Below are 20,653 nucleotides of genomic sequence, written 5' to 3'. Positions count from 1 at the left end.
AAAGAGCTGACTTCAGCAGCAAAATTTAGTCGGGCCGGATCGGGTCCACATGTGCGTCTAGTGTAGTTACTGGCAATGGCCAGTGCTGCGCTTTTTCGTGCACATATCCAAGTAATGCTTAGGCATTACTGGTGCCGGCTATTTTATTCTCTGCACTAGACAATTTTATACTGCTGAGGAACAGAATTATGGCGCAAACCGAAGTTCTGAATGAGACTTCGTATGGCAAGTCACGCCTACTTGAACAGGCAATCCTTCCCGTTTGGCTCAATCAACGCGCCATTTCCAACAAAGGATACATCGGCCTCTGGATTTCCATGGCGGTGATCATCGCCACCTTCCAGCTTGGCGCAGGCGGCGTAGCTGGCCTCCCGCTCTCCACTGTTCTGATCACCATTTTCGCGGCCAATGTGCTTCTCGGTGTTGTCATGGCCATGACCGCAGACATCGGCACAGAGCATGGTATCTCCTTCGCGGTTTACTTGCGTGCGCCGTTTGGTACGGTTGGCACCCACATCCCCTCCATCACACGCGGCGTGGTGGCGGCGATCTGGTTCGGCATCCAGACCTACCTCGGTGCGCTGGCTCTAAACGGCATCTTTGCGCACATGACCGGCTTTGATAACTGGGTGCCGTGGTACATCGGGTTTGCGGTGCTTCAGGTGGCAAACACCGCCATGGGCATTCGCGCGGTTGAGCTTCTGGCCAAGATTGCCGCGCCTGCCATCCTCGCAATCTCCGCATGGATGTACTTCACGCTGGACAACCTGGCGACGGCAAGTGGCAAGGACATCTGGACGTTCGTGGGTGACGCGGAAATGTCAGTGGTCGCGCTTTTGGTGGCAAACATGGCGTTCTGGTCGTCCCTAGCGGTCGATATCCCTAACATCACGCGCTTCATCAAGGTTGAGAGCGGTACCAAGAACTTCTTCAAGCGCAACAAGAACATCTTCGCCGCGCAGTTTCTCGCGCTTCCTGTGGTGCAGGTGTGGATCGCCTTTATCGGCGCTATTTCCTTTATCGCTGCCGGAGATTGGAACCCAATCGCCGTGATCCAGAGCCAAGGGGCGGGTTTCACTCTTGTGGTGCTGCTGGTGATGGTCGTCTTGGCGCAATGGTCCACCAACACCAGTGCGAACCTTATTCCGGCCGCGCTGACCTTCATCAACGCAGGCGCGCCGTGGATCAACTACTTCATGGGTCTGGTTTTGGCGGCCATCGTGGGCACCATCGCCATGCCGTGGTTGATCCTTGATCACCTCTTCACCTACCTCAGCTTCTACGGCGGAATGCTGGCTTCGCTCGGCGGCATCATGATCTGCGATTACTTTGTCATCCGCCGCCGCCGCTTGAATGTGCCGGATCTTTTTGAAGAAGAAGGTCAATTCCGCTACTTTGGCGGCTGGAACCCGGCGGGTCTGATTGCATGGGCTGTAGGCGGTGTGCTGGCGGTGGCCTTCATCGATTACTCCTATCTGGTGGGCTTCCCGGTTGGCTTTGGGCTTTACTACCTCCTGATGAAAGCTTGGGTTCTGCCGCGTTTCAAGCAGGACGAAGTGGAACATCCGGACATGGACAAATATCTGGCCACCAGCATCGATCGCAACTGGGTCTATGTAGAAGGCAACGGCATGGTGCAGATGGAAACCTCAGCAATTCCTGCACATGCGCTGGCCCGTGAAGACCTCTAGGCTCTGACGCAAATGAAAAAGATTGAAACCCGGCGGGAGGCGTCTTCCGCCGGGTTTTCTTTTTTCCGCGCGAGCGCAGAGACCCAGCCCGAGCCCTTTCGCCCCAAGGCCTAAGAGAGAGGACAACGGACATTCACTGCTGCAACTTGGACGGGCTAACTTTCTATGGGGTATTGCGTTTCTGCGTACTTGGGAATAAACATGAGTTTTAAATTCAACTTATTAGGCATATTCCAGAAAACCGAAAGAACAATGCCGGAGAAAGGAGCCACGACAATGGCACCAACCCCCAGCGCGCCTGCGCCCCAGCCCTCTGAAAAACGTGGACCCCGCTTGCTGACGGTCAAGTCTGCTCGATACCTGACCAAGAACATGATCCGCGTCACGTTCATTGGTGGCGGCCTCAAGGACTTTCCGAAGGGTCGGGAAGGGGCAAATTGCAAACTTGTTTTTCCAGAGGGCATGGGGAGCAAAGCGGAGTTTCTCTCGCATTTTGAAGAGGGACCGCCGAAGAAAGGCACCTTCCCTGTGCGTACCTACACCATCCGCCATTTTCGTGAAGAAGCGCAGGAACTTGATATCGATTTCGTTGCCCACGGTGATGAAGGGCCGGCCACACGTTGGGCGCAGGCTGCCAAGCCGGGCGACTATCTCATGTTGATGGGACCGGGGCCCGTGAAGATGTCTCTGTTTTACGCCCGCTACTACATTGTCGCGGCGGACATGAGCGCCCTGCCCGTTGCGGCGGCGGCTCTTGAAGCCATGCCACGGGACGCGAAAGGCATCGCCATTTTCGAAGTGATGTCGGAGGACGACAAGCAGGCGATTGATATTCCCGAAGGCTTCGATGTTCGCTGGCTCATCAATACGGATCCGCACAAACCGTCAACCGCGCAGCTTGATCTTCTGAAGTCAATCAGCTGGCCCGACGGTCCGATCCAGACCTGCATTGCGGGTGAGCATAGTGTGATCAAGGGTTTTCGAGAGTTTTTGCTGAAAGAAAAAAGCCTTCCTGCTAAGGATACTTACATCTCGGGCTATTGGAAAATCGGTCTTGTTGAAGATGAGCACCAGAAGATGAAGCGCGAGGAAGCCGCAGCAGCTTGACGCTTATACAACTTTCCGCGCCACTCCCCAGAGCGGGTGATCCGTATGTCGCCGACATAGTTAGTGGCTCTCGGGTGGCGCACTGAACCAACAATACACGCTTGCTGTCTATGGTAATTATGAACATATGTTCTAAATCATGGCACGCTTGACTCTTGCGATCTAAAGTTAGGGCCTAACCCAGCGTTGGGCCCTTTTTTCGTGTCCAGCGCTCCGATAAACAAATCAAGAGAGCGTGCACCATGTCCCATCCTGCATTCATCAATACACCGAGTTCCCACAGCGGGTGCTGCGTGTGCGGACAAAATGTCGAGAACGGTTTAGCGCTGCGTTTTTCTGCCAGTTCAGACGGGACCGTCTCAGCCCCGTTCAGGCCGAGTACCAAAGTGCAAGGCTATGCCGGTCAGGTTCATGGCGGTGTGATTGCAACCTTGTTGGACGGTGCAATGGCGCAGCTGCTTTTTTTTGAGGGCGTGGAGGCCGTCACCGCTGAGCTTCAAGTGCGCTATGTCAAGCCGGTCCCCGTTGAGGGCAACCTTAGCGTGCGCGCCAAACGTGAAGGGCAGCGCCGTAATCTTCACCTGCTTGTTGCTGAAGTTCGCAGTGAGACTGGGGAGGTCCTCGCGTGGGCCAAGGGCAAGTTCCTGCCGCGCGGGCCTATGTAATGAACCTATGTTCATTATCCTTGCGCGACTCAGGGTCTGGTTATTATAGTGAACATAAGTTCATTACACGGAGTGCCAACAATGCCACGTCCAAGAAAGATGCGCCGCATCCAGGAAGAAACCCGCGTCCGCTTTTACAAGCCGCAAGGCATCCCGATGCGAGAGCTGAGAGCTGTTGTGCTGCCAGAAGATGGCTTGGAAGCCTTGAGGCTCGCTGATGCGGAAGGTCTGGAGCAAGCAACGGCCGCCGAGCTGATGGGTATTTCCCGCCCGACCTTTTCGCGCCTCGTCTCGCACGCGCGCACGACGGTGGCGACCGCGTTGACAGAGGGGCTTGCGCTCAAAATTGAGGGTGGAGAGGTCGAGATTCTCGAAGGAACAGGGCTCATCGAGGACGAGGACAACGGTCATTGCCGCAGAATGCGCCGCCGTCGTGGGTTCTGCGGGCGCGCTTCCTTGGTGACTGAGGAAGTCGAGCCTGTACATGCGCGCGAAAGCGATCTTTGAGCTGCTGTCAAACACCTGCATCAGGGAAACGAGAAGGAAAACCTTAAAGTCCCAGGCCCATTCTCGTCGGGCCTCCTCCCGGTTTTCTTTCTCGTGAGAAGGCAACGTTGCCGCTCGCGGAGCCAAACAGCTCCATCCACGCTGCAATGAGCGGCAGCGTTGCCGATAATCTAACTGCCGCGGAAAAACTCCGAGGTAAACGGCAATGCCGCTGCGCCGATTGCTGATGCATCCCGTTCTATTTCAGAGATGATCGGTTTGGCTACCACCCTTGGCACGCCATATCTGGGACGACTGAACCACTGGGTTCGGGCGATGAAAGCCTCGGCCAAAGCGCGGGGTATTTCGCCCCCAAAGACGATGGCCTGCGGATCAACAATGGCGCAGATGGCGTTCATCATGAGGTTGTAGTTCGGCACCACTTCCTCAATCCACTCGGCAACCCCTGGCCAATCTGGATTGAACTCGCGTTTCAATCGGTCAACAGAGGTAATGGAGACGCCCTTCTCATTCAGGCGTCGGATCAGCAGTTCAAGTGCCGGCCGTTTGTAGTTGTTTTCATCATCGAACATGCCGCTGAATTCACCGGCGTTGCCATGAGCGCCGCGCATGAGTTTGCCGTTGACGACGACGCCGCCGCCGAAGCCATAGTTGAATGACAGGTAGGCGAAGTCGGAGATGTGCCGTCCCACCCCCATGAGATTTTCGCAGATTGCAGCTGCGTTAGCCCCATTTTCGAGCCAGACCGGCGCTTTGAAGCGGCCGGAAAGCAAGGGGCCCAGCTCGATGAGGGACCAATCCTGCAAAGGCAGCGGCGCATTATACTGTGTCCCGGTAACGTGATAGCCCGCAATTGCAAAGCCAACACCAAAGAGTTTGTCTTCCGAACGACCAGAGGACGTAATCAGCTTGGCGACGGCCTCTTCTATTCGGTCCAGTGCAGGTTCTCTGTTCAGGCCTTCGATATCGATGGTTAGGGTGTCATGGCCTCCGGCGAAGTCCATAAGGCAGACACCCGCCTTGTCCGTGTTCACGGAGATACCGAGGGTGTAGGCGTAATCCGGATTGAGGAACACGGCCGGGCTCGGCTGCCCTCGCCCCTTTGGTGGAACCGGATCGCCGATCCTCAATAGGCCACGCTCTGCCAACGTTTCGACCAGCCGATGCACCGATTGCTGGGTCAGGTCTAGGTGGCTGATCAGCTCCGCCCGCGCCAGCCCCGGCTTGCGGTGAATTTCCGAAAGCAGATGACGCTCATTCCGAGAGGCGACGTCGGCATTGCGGCCCCCTCTTAGAAATGGGGCTCGAATCAAATGACGTGGAGTGTAGGACAGATGTACCATTATCACAGCATAGGTGTGGAAATGACGTCATGAAAGATTTATCTTTCCGGGTTGTCGCCTGTTTCCCATGAGTTTTCTTAAGTTGGAGCTTATTACCACACTTTATGTGTCATTATGTTGTCACACCGAAACTGTGATAACTGCCGCGCCAATTCACTTCTGGTCCAAACAATTTGGGGGCGCAAATGAAACTCTTGAAGATCGCAGCATCCGCGTTGATGCTTTCCACTGCAGCCACAGCGGTTAACGCTGCGCAGTTCGAATTCTGGTACGGCAACACCGGTTCTGTAGAAACTGCAATTCAGGCCGCTTGCGATGCGTTCAACGCGTCTCAGGAAGAACACACTGCAAACTGCATCGGTCAGGGTGGTTATGAAGCCGGTATGCAGAAGGCGATCGCGGCCTACCGTTCTGGCAAGCACCCGGTTCTCATTCAGTTCTTTGATGCGGGCACGCTGGATCTGATGCTTTCAGATGCTGTGGTTCCAGTTCAGGACATCATGCCAGACGTCAATTGGGGCGACTATCTGACGGGTGCACGCTCCTACTACGAGACCTCCGCGGGTGAGCTGTTCTCCCAGCCATACAACGGCTCCACGCTGATCTTCTATGCCAACATGGAGCAACTGGGCGAAGTTGGTGTTACCGAAGTGCCGGCCACCTATGAGGCAATGGTCGAAGCGGCGCGCAAGCTGAAGGAAGCCGGTCACGAATGCCCTGTAACCACAGATGCGCATCCATGGCGCGTTCTGGAGCAGTTCTCTGCCCGTCACGGTGCGCCAATTGCTTCCAACAACAACGGTTACGGCGGTCTGGATGCCGAATACATCTTCAACGAAGGCCCGGTTGCTGACCATCTGAACAACCTTGCCCAGTGGCGCGAAGAAGGCCTCCTTAAGCTCAATCAGGACACCAAGGCAGGCAAGTACAACGTTGCCTTCAATCAGGGCGAATGCGCCATGATGGAAGCTTCTACCGGTTCTTACCGTTCTGCCTTTGAAGCTCTGGGCGACAAGGTCGAGATCGCAATGGCGCCAATGTATGAAGGCGTTGAGCGCCGCAACACCCTTATTGGTGGCGCGTCCTTGTGGGTCATGAAGGGCCACGAAGGCGAAAAGCTGGAAGCTGCAAAAGCGTTCCTGAACTACCTGCGCCAGGATGACGTGCAGATCGAGTTCACCCGCATGACCGGTTACATGCCTGTCACCCAGTCAGCGCTGACCAAGCTTAAGGAAAGCGGCAAGGCGGACATGAAAGAGTTTGCAACCGCTGAAATGGGCGTGAGCTCCTTGAACCAGCCGGGTGACGCGAACAGCCGTGGCCTGCGACTTGGCTTCTACGTGCAGTTCCGCGACATCTTCATGGAAGAAACCCAAAAGGCCTTTAACGGCGGCCAGACCATGCAGGCGGCCCTCGATGCAGCCAAGGCCCGTGGTGATGCCCTGCTGCGTCGCTTCGAACAGACCTACCGCGGCGTTGAACTGCCTTAACTCCCCAATCACGCGAACCATGGCGGGCCGGTGCATCCGGCCCCCTTTTCCCGTTAAAGGCCGACTTCCATGTCAAACCGCTTTTACAGAAACAAATGGCTTCCGCTCTGGCTGGCTAGTCCGCAGCTTGTGGTGTTGTTTTTCTTCTTCTATCTGCCGGTGTTTCTGGCGTTCTTCTGGTCGTTTCATTTGGAGCGCCCCTTTGGTGGCGGCTCCCAGTTCGTGGGCTGGCAGAACTTTGAGCGTGTCCTGAGCGATCCGGAATTCTGGACATCGCTTTGGCGCACGCTGACCTACATGGTTGTGGCGTCCTCCACCTCCATCATTTGTGCTCTGGTCCTTGCACTTGCTGCCGATCGCGGCATTCGCATGTCGCCGTTGGCGCGCAACGTCCTGATCTGGCCGAAGGCCGTTGCTGCTGCCTCCATCGGTGTCATCTTTCTGTTCATCTTCAACCCGTTCATGGGCATTCTTGCGCCGCTGAACGAGATGTTTCCGGGGTTTTGGAACCCGCGCATCAACCCGGTGCATACGTGGATCATGATCTACATCGCCAACATCTGGAATGCGATCCCGTTCACCTTCATCATCCTGCTTACCGGACTGCAATCCATTCCAGACACGCTTCACAAAGCGGCAGCCATTGATGGGGCGGGTCCATGGCGGCGATTGTTTGACATTCAGCTGCCATTGCTAACCCCGCAGCTCTTCATCGTGGTGGTGCTGGAAATTGCTGACAGTCTGTCTGGCTCGTTCGCACTGATCGACACAATGAGCCAAGGCGGCCCTGGCGGCGCCACCAATCTGCTTGTCTACAAGATCTACGTGGATGGTTTCAAAGCTTACGACCTGTCCGGTGCAGCCACACAAACAGCGATGCTGATGATCGTCGTCGCTGCCGTCACCGCGTTCCAGTATCTGGTCGTCGAAAAACGGGTGAAGTACGAAAGATGATTGAAGATACCCGCTCCATCAACACCACGGCGACACTGCTTCTTCTGGCTGGCTGTGCCTTTGTTCTGGCACCTCTTGTCTTCGTGGTCATCACGGCAACGCAAAGTTATGGCGACTTCCTGCGCAACAACTTTTCGCTGGTGCCTGGGACCCACTTTTTTGAAAACCTCCAGCAAGTCTGGGAACTCACGCTCCTGCCACGGCAGACCTTCAACAGTTTCGTGGTGGCTTTCGTTTCCGCATTCGGGCGTTGCTTTCTGGCATTCACCACGGCCTACGCGGTGGTGTTCTTTGCACCGCGCTACAGCATCTTCATTTATGCTGCGGTGCTCGCCTCCATCATGCTGCCGCTCGATCTCATGGTGATCCCGGCCTATCAGGTCGCGGCCAACGTTGCCATGCCCATCAACGCGGTGGCCAATCTGGGTGGTGCCTGGGAAACTCTTTTCGGAGCGCCACTGGATTTGCAGCTCAACCTGCTCAATACCTACGCCGGTGCTGCGATCCCACTGATGGCGCAAGGGACTGGCACGCTGATCATGGTGCAGTACTTCAAGACCCTTCCGGTGGATCTCGCAAAGGCGGCCACTCTGGATGGGGCGAGCCCTCTGCGCTTCATGGTGGACATTCTTTTGCCGCTCAGCAAGGGACCGCTGCTCAGCCTGTTCATCTATCTCTTTATTGGTGGGTGGGTTGCCTACATGTGGCCACTGGTCTCCATCTCCTCTCCCGACATGCAGACCGCTGTGGTGGGCCTCACCGCATTGGATAGCGGCATGGGAGAAGACGAGATCCCCAACTTCCCGTTGCAAATGGCCGGCGCCATCATGGTCACCGCCATCCCGCTCGTTCTGATCGCCCTGACCCAGCGCCTCATTGTGCGCGGGCTGGTTCTCTCGGAGAAATAATCATGACCGCTTTAGCCCATGCCGCAGGCATTCATCTGGTCGATTTGCAAAAGACCTACAGCAAAACGCCGGTCATTCCGGGCCTCACTGCCGACCTTGCATCTGGCGAGTTCACGGTAATTCTCGGTCCGTCCGGATGTGGGAAGTCCACTTTGCTCAACATGATCGCCGGTCTTGAGAAAGTCTCCGGTGGCAAGATCATGATCGGGTCGCGCGAGGTGCAAGACATCCCGCCCAAGGACCGTGGCCTTGCCATGGTTTTCCAAAACTATGCCCTCTACCCGCACATGAGCGTAGCAGACAACATTGGCTACGCGCTGAAGGTTGCTGGTGTGCCAAAGGATGAGCGCACCAGCCGGATTCAGGCGGCTGCAAACGTCGTGAATCTGGGTGACTACCTTGATCGCCGACCTTCAGAGCTTTCCGGCGGACAGCGCCAGCGTGTTGCGATTGCCCGCGCGATCGTGCGTGAACCGCAGGTGCTTCTGTTCGATGAACCGCTGTCAAATCTGGATGCCAAGTTGCGTCACGACATGCGCATGGAACTGTCGTCCCTGCACCGCCGCATTGGCGCAACCAGCGTTTTCGTAACCCATGATCAGGTTGAGGCCATGACGCTGGCTGACCGCATTCTGATCCTCAATCACGGCCGCATTCAGCAGTTTGACACCCCGCACAACATCTACCACAAGCCTGCCAATACCTTTGTCGCGGGGTTCATAGGCTCCCCTCCTATGAACCTTATTGAGGCTCAAGCCTCGAACGGTGCGGTGAGCGTGGGTGGTGTGCGCCTTGCGGCAACTGAAATCAGCGGAGATGTGACAGTCGGCATTCGGCCGGAGCACATCAAGGTTACGGAAAGCGGCATTCCAGTGCACGTGGCCTACAGGGAAGATCTTGGCTCCCACAGCACCATGGTGGTGGAGATGGAGAACGGTCAGACCCTGCGCCTTGCAACCCAATTGGGCGAACCCATTCGCGGTGGTGAATGGGTTCATATCACCATCCCAGAAGACAAGCTGCACTTTTTCGACGCCGCCACGGGCGACGCTCTGCGCAGCGACTAAGCCAATCAAGAACAAAAGGATATTCAGATGAAACCTTATCGCGACTTTATCCGCGGCGTCCGTGCTACCCCAACCATCGTGGCCCACCGGGGCGCGTGGCACAACGCACCAGAGAACTCCGTCCAGTCGATCCTCAACGCGGCTGAAGCAGGCTATGAAATCGTGGAGATCGACGTGCGCCGCTCTCGTGATGATGTTCTGTTCATTTGCCACGATGACACTCTGGAGCGTATGGCCGGCAAGGATGTGCCTGCTGAAAGCCTGACCATCGCGGAGCTGAAAGAGCTGCGTCTCAAGGCGCGCGATGGTGGTGAAAATCAACCCTTCACGGAGCACCTGATCCCGACACTTGGGGAAGCTCTGGAAGCGGCCAAGGACCGTGTCTATCTCGACATCGACGTGAAGATCGGCCGCGATCTTACCGATGCGTCCCGGCTCGTCTCAGACTATGGCATGAGCGAGCATGTGGACTTGAAGGTGAAGGTGCAGACCGCCGAGCAAGCGTCACTCCTGCTGGAGCTGCAACAGGCCAATGGGGTCATGGTCATGCCAATGACACGCTTTGAAGCGCACAATGTGGACGTACTCATTGATTTGCTTGCTGAAACGGGTGCTTCCATCGTTGAAACCAAGTTTGATGACCTGAACACCATTGCCTCACGGGCGGATCGCTTTCGTGAGGCGGGACTGGCTGTCTGGGTTAACACGCTGGATGGTGTTGCCTGTTGCGGCCTGACGGACACATTGGGTGCGCAAGAACCTGCAGCCGTATGGGGCCGTCTCATGGACGCAGGTGTGAGTGTTATTCAAACCGACGAGCCGGAAGCCCTTCAGGCTTACCGCTCCCAACTGGCGAAAGTAGCTTGATGAAGCTGACACCAGCCTTTTATGAAGCGCTGATCAACGAAGTGCGGCAGATCGCTCGTGAAGAGATCATGCCGCGCTTTCGGAACTTGGAAACCACGCAGATCGACAGCAAGACTGCGCCCGATGATCTGGTGACCATCGCTGACAAACGCTCTGAAGAGCGCCTGACTGAGGCTGTGGGCCGCCTGTTGCCGAGTGCTGCTGTGGTGGGTGAGGAAGCGGTCTCCGATGATCCTTCCCGGCTCTCCCTGATTGACCGTGAGGACATTTGCGTGATTGTCGATCCCGTTGACGGGACCTGGAATTACGCCAATGGCCTTGCGACCTTCGGCGTTATTATCGCCGTTACGTTCAAGGGTGAGACGGTATTCGGCCTGCTCTATGACCCAGTTCTGGATGACTGGATTTGTGCGGAAAAAGGTGCTGGCAGCCGGTTTCAAACAGCAGCGGGTCATACCAGAAAGATCTCCAGCCTTGAGGGGGCGGGTCTTCTTACTGGCATGGTGCCCTTGTACCTGCTGTCGCCTGACCAGCGTCTGGCCGTCGGAGCCCGTTTGTCGGAGTTCAACCGCCTTAACTCCCTGCGGTGTTCCTGTCACGAGTATCGGTTGGTATCGCAAGGCCGAATTGGCTTCTGCCTGGCTGCCAACCTGAAGCCATGGGACCACGCAGCGGGGGCGCTTATTGTTGAAGAAGCGGGAGGCGCGGCGCAGTTGATTACGGGCGAGCGGTATCGTCCAACCATGTCTGAGGGCATGCTGCTTACTGCCGCAAGTCCGCAAATGATGGAGGACGCGCTCTCGCGTCTGCGGCCTGCCTTGCAGGTTTAAGCAATCTTACAAGCCCGGTTCTTGTTAATGTATGGAACCGGGCTTTTAACGTGGGCCCCACTCCTTCAATCGCGGCGCAGAACCATGCCGTGCTTCTGGTCAGCGGAAAATCCGATCTTTTCATAGAACTGAACGGCCGTCCGCAGCTTGCCGGTAAGCAACATGATCTTGTAGGCGCCTTCTGCCCACGCGGCCGCGATCAAGGCTTCCAAGACAGCCCTGCCCAGTCCGATCCCGCGGTATGCCTCATGAGTGACCACGTTCTCAACCAGCGCGTAAGGCCTGCCAAGGGAGGTCATGTTGGGCAAGAGATGCAGCGTTGCCATGGATCGGATGTGGCGATCAACTTCCGCGCCGAAGATCACCGTTCCCGGATGCGCGAGCAGCTTTTCGAAGTGGGTACGACCTTCTGCTCCTGAAGCAACGGGGCGGCCTTCCGTCAGCTGTAAATAGAGATCGACGACCTCTTCATAGTCGTGAAGCGTAACTGGGCGGATGATACGCCGGTTTTGAGAGAGGCTCGTCATGCCTTGGTTGTATCCTTGCGTTCTGTGACAATGGGCTTGTCGCCAATGATGTAGCGCGGGCCACGACCATAGGCGGCGGCAGCGTCACCCGCATTGTAAAGTTTACAGGACTGCAGCGACAGACACCCGCAGCCAATGCAGCTGTCGAGCTTGTCGCGAAGTCGGGTCATTTTTGCAATGCGTTCATCAAGGTGGCGTCGAAATTGCGTGCTGAGTTTGCTCCAGTCCTTCTTTGTGGGCGCGCGCCCTGTGGGAAGACCCGCCATCTGTTCGCAGATCTCGGCAATCGTAAAACCGAACTCCTGCGCAACAAGCACGAGCGATAGACGCCGGATATCGGCGCGCATGAAACGGCGTTGACCGCCTGCGTTGCGCGCTGGCGTCACAAGTCCCTTGGATTCGTAAAACCGGATGGCGGAAACGGACAGGCCGGTTCTATCTGCCAACTCGCCAATCGTCAGCAGATCCGGGCTCCTTGCAGTCTTCACAGCACCCCCCAAAAAAGTCCTTGACCTCAACTTAACTTGAGGAATTAAACAGGATGTCATCTGCTGTCAAACCCCGAGGAAACGAGATGACAACAAGCTTTTTGGAACACGTAAACTTCACCGTCACCAATCCGGATGCAACCGCTGAAAGACTGACCAAATGGTTTGGCTGGCATGTGCGATGGTCCGGTCCTGCCAAAGACAAAGGCTATGCGGTGCACGTTGGCAATGAAAACAGCTACGTCGCACTCTACGCAAAGCCCGGTGTGGATCAGCTGCCTGGACAAGACACTTACATCACCCGTGGTGGCCTGAACCACGTTGCCATCGTGGTTGACGACCTGGATGCAACGGAAAAGCGCATTCTGGCTGATGGCATCAAAACCCACAATCACGGGGACTATGAGCCGGGGCGCCGCTTCTATTTTCATGATGATGACGAAATCGAGTTTGAGGTTGTGAGCTATGTTTCGTAACGCCAGCTTTTCAAGCTTCATTGGCACGCTTTCTCGCCTGCGTTCCGGATCTCCGGACCGAATGTTGAAGCGTCGGGACTATGATCCGCTTTGGTATTCAGATTGCGGCTGTCGCCCGAAAAACGAATGCCCCAATGGGCCTGAGGGGCGTGATTGGCAACGCCACCTGCCCTTCCGGCCGTCTTGCTAATCGAGAATCAGAGGTTTGATTCCCGTAACAGCATGAGATCCAAGCTACCCCTACCAATTGAGCAGGGACCGTGTTTGTGTCGAGTACACGAGCGCGGTCCCTTTTTTATGCCGTTCTCCCAAGGTTCGGCGCACGCCTTGCATAGCTCTCAGACATGCGCGCGGCGTGGTTACACGTATATTCAGATGCTTAAGTGTCTAATGCATGCAAGATTTGGGTGGCACGTAGATTCACGCATATCATTAGTTCTACGAAAATTCAGGGATGCCTAGCGGGCGTGAAAACGCATATTACGCATTTTCAATAGGTTAGCGCCTGTTCCTGCCGCCTTGTTGTGTGTACCCCGCAGCTTTAGGCCTTATTTCGAGCACGCCTTGCCATCGAAAGTTCATAAAAATGCTTGCACATGCATGTTGACAGGGGTCAGCAAATATACTTGTATGCGCAAGCAATCGGGCAGGAGTTGCCCCACGAGACAGAGAGAACGACGTGCTATGGTCTGCGAGACATTGAGCCAAGGTTTCTTGGAGGAGTTTCAGAAGGTTAGAGAAGCGGTGGCGTTGCATACCGATGAGGGCGAGGTACGATATCTTGACCTATTGGAGTTGCATGGTGCCTTCTGCCATCAGGTCGAAAACCTCCCGCTGCCCTCCGGCTCCCGTGTTGCTTTGTTTGCAGAAAAAAGCGCCCGCTCACTCGCCTTGATTCTGGCGCTCTGGCACCACGGCCATCCGGTTATGATTGTGCCCGCAGGTCTTGGTGACAAAGCATGCGACAAGGTCTTTGAAGATGCAGCGATCTTCGCGCAGATCGGCGTTGATGCGCACGGAACCATCGAGATTCTGAAGGAAGTGCGTGGCAAGGGCTTCACCAAAAGCACCGACAACTGCGCTTTGATACTTACCACCTCGGGCAGCACTGGCGTACCTAAAGGTGTGATGCTTCCCGCAAACGCGTTGAAGAGTTTCTTCGCTTGGGCGAAACAACAGTTCTCCTTAGTGCAGAACAGCAAGGTCTTTAGCTACGCTCCGCTGAACTTCGATCTCGCCCTGCTTGAAATCTGGACCCCGCTCTCCATTGGGGCCTGCTCGGTCCTGGCCGATCCTGCAAAAGGTGCAGATGGGGCGTATCTGCGGGCGCTGGTTTCCAAGCATGAGCCGGAACTGATCGAAGGTGTCCCGCTGCTTTATCGAATGCTGGCGGAGACAGATGGCAGCGCGGCTTTAAAGGCACCCTTCGTCAAGAACGTCATCATGACCGGCGAGAAGTTCTCCAAAGAACAGCGCCTACAGCTGGCCCATATGTTTCCGGAGGCGATCTTCCGCAATGTTTATGGGGCCACCGAAACCAACGACAGCCTGATCTTTTCTTGCAATGCTGAGGAGCTGACAGACCTTGAGATGATGCCGGTTGGCATGCCGCTCCCTCATGTGAAAATTCTGGTCGAGCCGACGGATGAGCCAGAGTCAGACGATATCGCACGCGGTGAACTGCTTGTTTCCACGCCGTTTCAGGCAACAGGATACACAGATCCTGTAAAAACCGAAGATGCGTTCCTGACCCGTGTTGTAGAGGGCGTTGCTCAGACGTTCTACAAGACCGGAGATCTTGTGCGCATGAAGAAAAATGGCCTGATTTACCTTGAAGGCCGTAGCGATTTTATTGTGAAAGTTCGCGGCGTCCGCACCAACATTGTCGATGTCGAGATCGCCCTTACCTCCCATCCGGATGTGGAGGCGGCTGCCGTGATCCCTCTACCTGACGCCGCTGCAGGCACAAAGCTGGCTGCTGTGGTGCAGGTCTCCCCTGGTGCAAAGCTGAACAGCCTTACACTGCGCAGCTATTGTGCCGAGCACATTCCACGCTCAGCGATACCTTCCCTTTACAAAATTACAAGTGATCCACTCGCGAGAACCTCAACAGGCAAGCCAGACCGCAAGTCACTTGCCGGGTTCTTCCAGGAAGCCGGAGAAACAACTTCATGACTTATTCCCATGAAATTCGCAGCTTCATCTGTAGCGAACTGACCACAGATGTCTCTGCCGATGAAATCCCTGAGGACTATGACCTGTTGGCCTCGGGTGTTTTGGACAGTCTGGCGTTGGTACGCCTGATTGCATGGCTGGGAGAGACTTTCTCACTGCCGATCAACGAAATGGACCTTGCACCGGAGGATTTTTTGAGTGTGAAGGCCATAGACGACTTCATTCTGAAGCATGAACAGAAAGCAGTCGCCTAGTTTTAACCAGATATCTATTAGGAGGATAGAGTAATGTTCTACCGCAAGAAAGATGAACTTGAGGGCGTTAACTGGGGTAATGGATCTAGTCACCGTCTGATTACTAAGAAGGACAACATGGGCTTCACTGTTGCCCACACTGTTGTAAATGCTGGTTCAGAGTCTCGCTTGCAGTATGAGCGTCATCTGGAAGCCTGCTACTGCATTTCCGGTAGTGGCAAGGTCTATAGCAAGGATCGCAGTATTGTCTTCAACATCGAGCCTGGCGACATCTATGCGCTCGATGAACATGACCCGCATATTCTCGTCGCGAACGAAGGCGAAGACATGCACCTCGTGAGTGTCTTCAACCCGCCGTTGAACGGCGATGAACGACATAAGCTCGACCCAGAAGGGTTCTCCCGCTACTAAGCCAAAAGGAGTGCGAGCGTCATGCTCTCAACTAATCCTTCTGCGCGCTTCGAAGAGCTGGTTTCAGCTCTTCGTAAGCTCGACCCCTCAATCAATGAGGGCGCGCCGTCCGAGACAGAATTTCCCCGGTCCAAGTGGCAGGCAGTCTCCGATGCCGGGTTCTTCGAAGCGGCTGTAGATCAAGCCTTTTCCCTTAACGATCGTTTGAAGGGCATGCTGACCCTTTGCGAAACACTGGGAGAGGTTTCTCAGGATTCCGGCCTCAACTTCACCGTTGCGACCCATCTGGCCAGCACAATTTCAGCGCTGGAACAGTTCGGTAGCGAGGATCTCAAGGCCCGTTATCTGGCTGATCTTTCCGCCGGGCGGTTGATCGGTGCGCACGCCATCAGTGAGCCTGGTGCCGGGTCTGATGCTGTTTCCATGCAGGCAACGGCTGCCAAGCATGGAGATGAGTACGTCTTGAATGGCCACAAGGCATTCGTAACAAACGGCCCGATCGCCGACGTGATCGTGGTTTACGCCAAGACCAGTGACAGCAAGGCAGGCGGCATTTCCGCTTTTCTTGTGCCAACAACCACTAAGGGCGTGAAGGTTGGGCCAACCATGAAGAAGGTTGGTCTGATTTCTTCTCCCCTCAGCGAGCTGACACTGGATGACTGCCGCATTCCGGCAGCCAATCTCATTGGCCGCGAAGGCGCAGGTTTCCTGATCCTGAGCTATGTCATGAAGCGTGAGATCCTCTATTCCTTCATGATGAATGTCGGCGAAATGAAGCGCCGAATTGACCGGTGTGTTCGCTATGCCAACACCCGCGAGCAATTTGGCACGTCCATCGGGGCCTTCCAGTCTGTGGCCAACAAGATCGTAGAGATGAAAATGCGCTACGAAATGAGCCGCAACTGGATCCTGCACGTAGCGGAAAAGGTCAGCCAGAACAAAGACGTGACGACCGATGTTGCGATTGCAAAGGTCTATGTGAGCGAAAGCGCCCTGTCCACGGCCATTGACGCGGTCCATGTGTTCGGTGGCTATGGCTTTCTGGCGGAAAACGGACTTGGCGCTGAGGTGTGCAATGCTCTGGCCGGTCCGATTTACTCCGGAACAAACGACATTCAGCGCTCCCGAATTGCAGCCATGATGGGGATCAGAGCATGAGCACGTCGCACATCCACTCCAATCAAGACCCGTCCGTTGCTCTGAACCATTTTGGTTTGGACACTGACTTTAGTTTTCTCGGTGTCGAGTGCCAGCCCGGCGAGGTTCTTGATTATCTCGACCCTGGGGTTCAGAACTACGTGAAGCATGCACTCGGTCGGAAAGATCATTCCGACCGGTCCGTGGCAGTCACGCTGTACTACAAGATCCGCGATGGCATCTTCTACGAGGTGTTTGGAACGGACATCAGCAAAGACGGCTTGAAGGCCTCCGGCATCATCAATGCCGGGCGTGGCTTCTGTTTGCACAAGGCCATTTTGTATGCTGCATGTTGCCGTGCCGCCAGTGTGCCGTGCCGTGTTGTGGCCTCTAAGGTTCAGAACCACATCACCACACCAAGCCTGGAAAAATTGGTCGGCGGCAAGGTGTTTCTGCATTGGTACAATGAGGTGAAAGTAGACGGTCAATGGCTGAAGACTGCACCTGTTTTCAATAGCTTGCTTTGCAAGCTCTACAAGATTGAACCGCTCGAATTCGACGGTTTCAGCGATGCGGTCCATCAGCCGCATACCAAGGGTCGGTCCATGGAATACCTTGGAGAGCCGACACGTTTCTCTAACCCCAAGCACTCGGAACTTGTGTGTCTGGTTCAGTCCCAGCACCCCTTGATGGTGACAGGCAAGGGATCAGTGCCGAAGGAGCGTGAGTTCCGGGCTGCCTGATCACAAATTTTTTTGAGGATATATTTGCATGTACAACAAAAACACCGGTGACCCATCAAACAGCATTGTCGTCTACACCGACTATGTGTGCCCGTATTGCCTCCTGGCTGAGACGGTCATTCGACGTGTCATCGACGGTCACGATGTGCCTATCGAATGGCGGCCCTATGAGCTGCGTCCCGATCCGGTGCCAACGCTCCGGGTCGAGGATCCATACCTGCCCACCGTATGGGAGCGCTCGGTCTACCCCATGGCTGAGGAACTCGGTGTGCCGATCAAGCTTCCGCAAATTTCTCCTCAACCACGCACGCAAAAAGCGTTCGAGGGTTTCCAGCTGGCGCAGGAAAAGGGCCTTGGCGAGGCCTACTCCAATCGGTTCTTGCGGGCCTTCTTTCAAGAAGAGCAGGACATTGGCGACATCGAAGTCATTGTTCGGCTAGGCGAAGAAGTCGGCTTGGATGGTGCGGAGCTGCGCGAAGCTCTCGACAAGGGCACCTATGCGTTTACCCATCGCAAGGCATTGGAACAGGCCAAGGAGCAAGCAAACATCTCGGCTGTTCCAACCATTTTCATCGGAGACAGGCGCCTGCAAGGCGTTCCGTCGGAGGGCGAACTGCGCGCTGCCCTTCAAGAAGCCGGGCTGTTGAAGGCAACTGCCCAAAACTCAACCACTCCCCTCACTCAGTCAAAAGCATAGAAAGGTATGTCATGAGCTGGTTTTATCTTGGTGTTGCAGTGATCTTCGAAATCGCTGTTGCGATTTCAGCAGGTAATGCAAAAGGTTTCACAAACGTCAAATGGACCGCGGCAACTCTTGTAGCTGGTGCAATTGCCACGTTCTTCCTCAGCCTCGCGCTCCTCACCTTCGACGTTGGTGTCGGTTACGCAATCTGGACTTCCGTATCCGGGGTCGGGATCGTGATCCTGGGCGCTTTGTTCTTCAATCAGCGTCTCAATTGGCAGAAAGCCCTAGGCATCCTCCTGGTGGTTGGCGGGGTTGTCGGTCTGCGTCTGACGGGCGCGGCATAAGCGGCCGCTTTCAGCCCACAAACCTCAAGTTTCAAGAGAAGGAATTTAAAATGTCGGCAACAACAGAACGCAATGAAGCAACCGAAAGTCACGGTAAGGCATGGCTGGCTCTGCTCCTCGCAGGCCTTTTTGAGATTGGGTACGCTTTGAGCGTTGGCGGAAGCCAGGCCTTCACGGTGCTGAGCTGGTCGATCTCTGCGGTCATCTTCTTCCTGCTCACGCTCTACTTCCTGAGTGTGGCGTTGAAGCAGATCGATGTTGGTATTGGCTACGCCGTTTGGGCAGGTATCGGCGCCATCGGTGCGGCGGTCTTCGGCAGCATCCTGCTGGACCAGACCCTGACCTTTTACCAGGGTGTATGGCTTGCTGTGATCATCGGCGGCGTTGTTTGGCTCAAGCTGGCAGACAGCAAACAGCTTAACGGCTAAGTCAACCGGGATCGAAGGCTGGCGTCGTTTCGGTGCTTGATGCCATTCTTGGGCACTGGTCCTCGCGGTTAACGCATGAACAGGTTCTTAGCGAGCTTCAGTCATGTGTTCGCCGCGGGGGTGAATGCCCGGTGCCAGCCTTGTCTCCCCTCCCACCAATTCCGAAAGACTATCAGGGAGCGCAGTACTCATGCCCTCAAAAACAGAACACGACGTCATTAACAGTCTGGTTCAGCAGGCGGTGGACATGTCTATCGAGCATGTCGAAAAGGGTGGCATTCCGTTCACAGCGCTGATTGCCGACCAAAACGGCAAGGTCTATGGCAGCGGCGTCAACCGTGTCTCCGAAGACCATGACCCGACCGCTCATGCAGAGGTTGTGGCCATCCGAAACGCGTGCAAGCACCGTCAGCACCCCAGTCTGAGTGGTTTGACCTTGATCGCCTCCGGTGAGCCATGTGCCCTGTGTTACATGGCTGCGCTCTATTCCGGTGTCTCACGCATTGTCTATGCGGTGGACAGAGACGGCGCTGCACAAGGTGGTTTCAACTACTCGCGCTCCTACGAAATTTTCGCTGTGCCAACAGAGCATTGGGCCATGCGCCCGCAACTTCACGAAGTGGAAAATGGTTTTGAACCCTTCCGCATGTGGTTGGCAAAATCCAGCTTCATGCGGTTCTAATGGAGGTCTGCACTGATGGACGCTGTACTTGAAAAGCAATGGAAGGCTGATGGATGGAGCGCCCCTGCCCGCATTGGCGTGATTGTACCTCACGCGGATGTGGGGCCTGAAGCCGAGTTCGGCGCAATGGCGGGCGGCGAGGTGTCTATTCACGGCGGGCGCGTGCACTTTTCTGCCATGCGTGCCGGTGGTGTCATGGACGAGAAGATTGCTCACCAGCCGGTTGAAGCTTTCACTGCGCCGCCGCATCTGGATGAGGCGGTTGCGTCCCTCGCCACTTCCCCGCTGGACGCCATCGGCCTTGCCTTTACAAGTTCTGCCTACAAACACGGGCCGGACGGCGAGGTCGCGTTGCTTGAGCGCTTGAAGCCGGTTCTGCGCGGCATCCCCACTACAACAACCTGCAGTGCTGCGGCCAAGGCCTTTCAGAAGCTTGGGACCAAACGGTTGGCTTTGATCAATCCACCCTGGTTTGATGATGCGCTGTCCCAAGAGGGGGCGGATTATTTTGAGAAGGCTGGCGTTCCTGTTGCTTACCATGGGCCTTGTGGTTTGCCGAGCGGACAGCCGCATATCACCCCTGCCGGGCTTTATGATTGGGTTGCCAAAGTGGTCGCAGAAAACGATGTCGATACCGTATTCGTTGCTGGCAATGGCCAGCGCGCTGTGGGGATTATCGATGCCGTCGAAAAGAACCTCAATGTCACCATGACTTCTGCAAACCAGGTGCTGTTCTGGGATACGCTCTCCGCGCTTTCAGAAAAGCCAGCGGTGACGGGATACGGACGCCTGTTCGGGTGAACCTGCTTAAAGTAATTCTGCGCCCGGTCATGGTTTCTGGCCTGCTGGGCGCATAACTCTTTGTTTTTCCGAA

Annotated in this window: 24 protein-coding genes; 21 read left to right on the top strand and 3 right to left on the bottom strand. The window is 55.6% G+C overall.

Translation table 11 applies throughout. The features are described from left to right. The first annotated feature begins 188 nt into the window (after nt 1–188). From Q3Y58_RS08005 to Q3Y58_RS07990, 4 genes are all read left to right on the top strand, one after another. The gene (locus tag Q3Y58_RS08005) at nt 189–1,691 is read left to right on the top strand and encodes an NCS1 family transporter (RefSeq protein ID WP_319621836.1); all 1,503 of its coding nucleotides are present in this window, start codon (nt 189–191) and stop codon (nt 1,689–1,691) included. Between the two features lie 276 nt (nt 1,692–1,967). Continuing rightward, nucleotides 1,968–2,798: a siderophore-interacting protein gene (locus tag Q3Y58_RS08000; RefSeq protein ID WP_319621835.1), complete on the top strand. Its 831-nt coding sequence runs from the start codon at nt 1,968–1,970 to the stop codon at nt 2,796–2,798. A gap of 242 nt (nt 2,799–3,040) precedes the next feature. Beyond that, a complete protein-coding gene (locus Q3Y58_RS07995; protein ID WP_319621834.1) occupies nt 3,041–3,463 on the top strand; it encodes a PaaI family thioesterase in 423 nt (140 codons plus the stop codon). An 81-nt stretch (nt 3,464–3,544) separates the two neighbouring features. Further along, nucleotides 3,545–3,970 (top strand): DUF134 domain-containing protein, encoded by a 426-nt coding sequence (locus Q3Y58_RS07990; RefSeq protein ID WP_274218955.1) that lies wholly within the window; start codon nt 3,545–3,547, stop codon nt 3,968–3,970. 170 nt (nt 3,971–4,140) lie between these two features. On the opposite strand, the gene Q3Y58_RS07985 is transcribed toward Q3Y58_RS07990, so the two are convergent. Next, entirely contained in the window at nt 4,141–5,313 is a 1,173-nt protein-coding gene (locus Q3Y58_RS07985) for an ROK family transcriptional regulator (protein WP_319621833.1), read from the bottom strand. 185 nt (nt 5,314–5,498) lie between these two features. On the opposite strand from Q3Y58_RS07985, the gene Q3Y58_RS07980 reads away from it, so the two are divergent. The 6 genes from Q3Y58_RS07980 (at nt 5,499) to Q3Y58_RS07955 (ending at nt 11,429) form a co-directional block, all read left to right on the top strand. Continuing rightward, nucleotides 5,499–6,803, top strand: a complete 1,305-nt coding sequence (locus Q3Y58_RS07980; protein WP_319621832.1) for an extracellular solute-binding protein — start codon at nt 5,499–5,501, stop codon at nt 6,801–6,803. A 69-nt stretch (nt 6,804–6,872) separates the two neighbouring features. Continuing rightward, nucleotides 6,873–7,757: a carbohydrate ABC transporter permease gene (locus Q3Y58_RS07975; RefSeq protein ID WP_319621831.1), complete on the top strand. Its 885-nt coding sequence runs from the start codon at nt 6,873–6,875 to the stop codon at nt 7,755–7,757. Continuing rightward, nucleotides 7,754–8,665 (top strand): carbohydrate ABC transporter permease, encoded by a 912-nt coding sequence (locus Q3Y58_RS07970; protein ID WP_274218958.1) that lies wholly within the window; start codon nt 7,754–7,756, stop codon nt 8,663–8,665. The genes Q3Y58_RS07975 and Q3Y58_RS07970 overlap by 4 nt, the downstream gene beginning before the upstream one ends. Nucleotides 8,666–8,667: 2 nt before the next feature. Continuing rightward, nucleotides 8,668–9,732, top strand: coding sequence for an ABC transporter ATP-binding protein (locus Q3Y58_RS07965; protein WP_319621830.1), 1,065 nt, complete (start codon nt 8,668–8,670; stop codon nt 9,730–9,732). 27 nt (nt 9,733–9,759) lie between these two features. Continuing rightward, the gene (locus Q3Y58_RS07960) at nt 9,760–10,599 is read left to right on the top strand and encodes a glycerophosphodiester phosphodiesterase family protein (RefSeq protein WP_319621829.1); all 840 of its coding nucleotides are present in this window, start codon (nt 9,760–9,762) and stop codon (nt 10,597–10,599) included. Further along, entirely contained in the window at nt 10,599–11,429 is an 831-nt protein-coding gene (locus Q3Y58_RS07955; protein WP_319621828.1) for an inositol monophosphatase family protein, read from the top strand. The genes Q3Y58_RS07960 and Q3Y58_RS07955 overlap by 1 nt, the downstream gene beginning before the upstream one ends. A 65-nt stretch (nt 11,430–11,494) precedes the next feature. On the opposite strand, the gene Q3Y58_RS07950 is transcribed toward Q3Y58_RS07955, so the two are convergent. Continuing rightward, nucleotides 11,495–11,956 (bottom strand): GNAT family N-acetyltransferase, encoded by a 462-nt coding sequence (locus Q3Y58_RS07950; protein ID WP_319621827.1) that lies wholly within the window; start codon nt 11,954–11,956, stop codon nt 11,495–11,497. After that, a complete protein-coding gene (gene soxR / locus Q3Y58_RS07945) occupies nt 11,953–12,444 on the bottom strand; it encodes a redox-sensitive transcriptional activator SoxR (RefSeq protein WP_319621825.1) in 492 nt (163 codons plus the stop codon). Before soxR ends, Q3Y58_RS07950 begins: the two co-directional genes overlap by 4 nt. 86 nt (nt 12,445–12,530) lie before the next feature. On the opposite strand from soxR, the gene Q3Y58_RS07940 reads away from it, so the two are divergent. The 11 genes from Q3Y58_RS07940 to Q3Y58_RS07890 all read left to right on the top strand — a co-directional run bounded on the left by Q3Y58_RS07940 (nt 12,531) and on the right by Q3Y58_RS07890 (nt 20,580). Beyond that, nucleotides 12,531–12,920 (top strand): VOC family protein, encoded by a 390-nt coding sequence (locus tag Q3Y58_RS07940; RefSeq protein WP_319621823.1) that lies wholly within the window; start codon nt 12,531–12,533, stop codon nt 12,918–12,920. Between the two features lie 684 nt (nt 12,921–13,604). Beyond that, on the top strand, nt 13,605–15,095 hold the full coding sequence (locus Q3Y58_RS07935) for an AMP-binding protein (protein ID WP_319621822.1): 1,491 nt from the start codon (nt 13,605–13,607) through the stop codon (nt 15,093–15,095). Next, nucleotides 15,092–15,349: an acyl carrier protein gene (locus tag Q3Y58_RS07930; RefSeq protein WP_274218965.1), complete on the top strand. Its 258-nt coding sequence runs from the start codon at nt 15,092–15,094 to the stop codon at nt 15,347–15,349. The genes Q3Y58_RS07935 and Q3Y58_RS07930 overlap by 4 nt, the downstream gene beginning before the upstream one ends. 33 nt (nt 15,350–15,382) lie before the next feature. Continuing rightward, complete coding sequence (locus Q3Y58_RS07925) at nt 15,383–15,760, top strand: ectoine synthase (protein WP_274218966.1); 378 nt, start codon at nt 15,383–15,385, stop codon at nt 15,758–15,760. Between the two features lie 21 nt (nt 15,761–15,781). Next, nucleotides 15,782–16,918, top strand: coding sequence for an acyl-CoA dehydrogenase family protein (locus tag Q3Y58_RS07920; RefSeq protein ID WP_319621821.1), 1,137 nt, complete (start codon nt 15,782–15,784; stop codon nt 16,916–16,918). Then, on the top strand, nt 16,915–17,640 hold the full coding sequence (locus tag Q3Y58_RS07915; RefSeq protein ID WP_208974991.1) for a transglutaminase-like domain-containing protein: 726 nt from the start codon (nt 16,915–16,917) through the stop codon (nt 17,638–17,640). Before Q3Y58_RS07920 ends, Q3Y58_RS07915 begins: the two co-directional genes overlap by 4 nt. A gap of 28 nt (nt 17,641–17,668) precedes the next feature. Further along, the gene (locus tag Q3Y58_RS07910; protein WP_274218968.1) at nt 17,669–18,337 is read left to right on the top strand and encodes a DsbA family oxidoreductase; all 669 of its coding nucleotides are present in this window, start codon (nt 17,669–17,671) and stop codon (nt 18,335–18,337) included. Between the two features lie 11 nt (nt 18,338–18,348). Beyond that, complete coding sequence (locus Q3Y58_RS07905) at nt 18,349–18,669, top strand: DMT family transporter (RefSeq protein ID WP_274218969.1); 321 nt, start codon at nt 18,349–18,351, stop codon at nt 18,667–18,669. Between the two features lie 50 nt (nt 18,670–18,719). Further along, nucleotides 18,720–19,097, top strand: coding sequence for a DMT family transporter (locus tag Q3Y58_RS07900; RefSeq protein WP_319621820.1), 378 nt, complete (start codon nt 18,720–18,722; stop codon nt 19,095–19,097). A 190-nt stretch (nt 19,098–19,287) separates the two neighbouring features. After that, nucleotides 19,288–19,779 (top strand): nucleoside deaminase, encoded by a 492-nt coding sequence (locus Q3Y58_RS07895; RefSeq protein ID WP_319621819.1) that lies wholly within the window; start codon nt 19,288–19,290, stop codon nt 19,777–19,779. A 15-nt stretch (nt 19,780–19,794) separates the two neighbouring features. Next, entirely contained in the window at nt 19,795–20,580 is a 786-nt protein-coding gene (locus Q3Y58_RS07890) for a maleate cis-trans isomerase family protein (RefSeq protein WP_319621818.1), read from the top strand. Nucleotides 20,581–20,653 lie beyond the last annotated feature (73 nt).

Origin of the sequence: Nesiotobacter zosterae, assembly GCF_033843645.1 — a bacterium.
GTDB lineage: Bacteria > Pseudomonadota > Alphaproteobacteria > Rhizobiales > Stappiaceae > Pseudovibrio > Pseudovibrio zosterae.
This window is presented reverse-complemented; position numbering and strand designations above follow the sequence as displayed.